The organism is Streptomyces sp. SID14478 (assembly GCF_010548525.1).
Taxonomy (GTDB): domain Bacteria; phylum Actinomycetota; class Actinomycetes; order Streptomycetales; family Streptomycetaceae; genus Streptomyces.
In genome coordinates, this window is sequence record NZ_JAAGMG010001358.1 from 1 (window position 1) to 2879 (window position 2879).

The following is a 2879-nucleotide window of genomic DNA, read 5'->3' on the forward strand; positions in this document are numbered from 1 at the left end:
CCGCCAGGAGGGCCGGGCCGCCGCCCGCCGCGCCGCCCGCCGCAAGAAGACCGAGCAGCGGCCCGACACGCTGCGCAGGCTGCTCCCGCAGGCCCTCGTCGTCGCGTTCCTCGCGGGCGGCACCTCCGCGTTCGTCGCCAACGACAAGGCGATCCAGCTCACCGTCGACGGCAAGGAGCGCACCCTGCACACCTTCGCCGACGACGTCACCGAACTCCTCGCCGACGAGGGCGTGGACGTCGGCGACCACGACATCGTCGCGCCCGGCCGCACCGCCGCCCTGGCCAGCGGCGACGAGGTAGCCGTCCGCTACGGCCGCCCCGTCCGGCTCACCCTCGACGGGCAGCGCCGCCAGGTGTGGACGACCGCCCGCACCGTCGACGGGGCGCTGCACCAGCTCGGGGTGCGGGCCGAGGGCGCGTACGTCTCCACGTCCCGCTCCCAGCGCATCGAGCGGCACGGCCTCGACCTCGACGTCCGCACCGAGCGCAGCGTCACGATCATGGCCGACGGGCACCGCCGCACCCTGCGCACCAACGCGGCGACCGTGCGGGAGGCCGTCGACGAGGCCGGGATCTCGCTGCGCGGCCAGGACACCACGTCGGTGGCCCCGGACAGCTTCCCGCGCGACGGGCAGACGATCACCGTGATGCGGGTGACCGGCTCGAAGGAGGTCCGCGAGGAGGCCCTGCCGTACGCCACCGAGCGCACCGAGGACCCCTCCCTGTTCCAGGGCACGGAGGTCGTCACCCAGGCCGGTGAGCCCGGCATGAAGCGGGTCACGTACGCGCTGCGCACCGTCAACGGCGTCAAGCAGAAGCCGCGCCGCGTGAAGAGCGAGGTGGTGCGCGAGCCGCGGACCCGGCAGGTCAAGGTCGGCACGAAGCCGATGCCCACGTCCGTCGCGGGCGCCGACTCCCTGAACTGGTCCTCGCTCGCCTCCTGCGAGTCGGGCGGCCGCCCCGCCGCCACCGACGCGACCGGCACCTACGGCGGCCTCTACCAGTTCGACACCCGGACCTGGCAGAGCCTCGGCGGCGCGGGCCGCCCGCAGGACGCCCCGGCCGCCGAGCAGACGTACCGCGCGAAGAAGCTGTACGTGCGCCGCGGCGCCAGCCCCTGGCCGCACTGCGGGCCCCGGCTGCACGGGTGAGTCGGGGGCGGGGCCGCCCCGTACCCTGGGACCGTGAGCACCCCTGACCCCCAAGGCCCCCTGTTCGGCGCCGCAGACATCCGCGAGCTGGCCGCCGTCCTCGGCGTGCGGCCCACCAAGCAGCGCGGCCAGAACTTCGTCATCGACGCCAACACGGTCCGCCGGATCGTGCGCACCGCGGAGGTCGGCGAGGACGACGTGGTCGTCGAGGTGGGCCCGGGCCTCGGCTCGCTCACCCTCGCCCTGCTCGACGTCGCCCGGCACGTGACGGCCGTCGAGATCGACGACGTGCTCGCCGCCGCGCTGCCCGCCACGATCGAGGCCCGCATCCCGGCCAAGAAGGACGCCTTCGACCTGGTCAACGTCGACGCGATGCAGGTGACGGAGCTCCCGGGCCCGGCCCCGACCGCCCTGGTCGCGAACCTGCCCTACAACGTGGCGGTCCCGGTCCTGCTGCACATGCTGGAGACCTTCCCGACCATCGAGCGCACCCTCGTCATGGTCCAGGCCGAGGTCGCCGACCGGCTCGCCGCGGGCCCCGGCTCGCGCGTCTACGGCGTCCCGTCGGTCAAGGCCAACTGGTACGCCGAGGTCAAGCGGGCCGGCTCCATCGGCCGCAACGTCTTCTGGCCCGCGCCGAACGTCGACAGCGGCCTGGTGTCGCTGGTGCGCCGCACCGAGCCGCTCGCCACGACCGCGTCCAGGGAAGAGGTCTTCGCGGTCGTCGACGCCGCGTTCGCCCAGCGCCGCAAGACGCTGCGCGCGGCCCTCGCCGGATGGGCCGGTTCGGCCGCCGCGGCCGAGGAGGCGCTGGTCGCGGCCGGCGTCTCGCCGCAGGCGCGCGGGGAGGCGCTGACGGTCGAGGAGTTCGCCCGGATCGCGGAGGCCCGCGCCGTGAAGGAGGCCGCCGCGTGAGCGTGACGGTACGCGTCCCGGCCAAGGTCAACGTCCAGCTCGCGGTGGGCGGCGCCCGCCCCGACGGCTTCCACGACCTGGCCAACGTCTTTCTCGCCGTAGGCCTGTACGACGCGGTGACGGTGGAGCCCGCGGACTCCCTCACTGTGACGTGCACGGGCCCGGGCAGCGACCAGGTCCCGCTGGACCACAGCAACTTGGCGGCGCGGGCGGCGATCGCACTGGCCGGACGGCACGGCATCGAGCCGCACGTGCGCATCCACATCGCCAAGGACATCCCCGTCGCCGGCGGCATGGCGGGCGGCTCCGCGGACGCGGCAGGCGCGCTGGTCGCCTGCGACGCGCTGTGGGGCACGCACGCGTCCCGGGACGAACTCCTCGACATCTGCGCGGAGTTGGGCAGCGACGTACCGTTCAGCCTGGTCGGCGGGGCGGCGCTCGGCACCGGCCGCGGCGAGCAGCTCGAACCCCTCGACGTGGGCGGGGAGTTCTGGTGGGTCTTCGCCGTCGCGGACGGAGGCCTGTCGACCCCGGCCGTGTACGGGGAGTTCGACCGGCTGAGCCCGCACGCGCCGCCCGCGCCCGTCGCCTCGCCCGCGCTGCTCGACGCCCTGCGCACCGGCGACGTGCACGCCCTCGCGGCCACCGTCACCAACGACCTGCAGCCCGCCGCCCTGTCCCTGTTCCCCGCCCTCAAGGCCACGCTCGACGCGGGCACCTCGGCGGGCGCGCTCGCCGCCCTCGTCTCGGGCTCGGGCCCGACGACGGCGTACCTCGCCGCCGACGAGGCGGGCGCGCAGCGGATCGCCGC

At 75.3% G+C, this 2879-nt stretch carries 3 protein-coding genes; all 3 read left to right on the forward strand.

Going from position 1 to position 2879, the window contains the following annotated elements; genetic code table 11:
- The coding region (locus G3I40_RS43370; RefSeq protein ID WP_164560294.1) for a resuscitation-promoting factor at positions 1 to 1153 on the forward strand (1153 nt) is incomplete at its 5' end.
- Between the two features lie 33 nt (positions 1154 to 1186).
- The gene (gene rsmA / locus G3I40_RS43375) at positions 1187 to 2068 is read left to right on the forward strand and encodes a 16S rRNA (adenine(1518)-N(6)/adenine(1519)-N(6))-dimethyltransferase RsmA (protein ID WP_164560295.1); all 882 of its coding nucleotides are present in this window, start codon (positions 1187 to 1189) and stop codon (positions 2066 to 2068) included.
- Positions 2065 to 2879, forward strand: an 815-nt coding sequence (locus G3I40_RS43380) for a 4-(cytidine 5'-diphospho)-2-C-methyl-D-erythritol kinase (RefSeq protein WP_164560296.1), incomplete at its 3' end; no start/stop codon positions are given. The genes rsmA and G3I40_RS43380, both read left to right, overlap by 4 nt.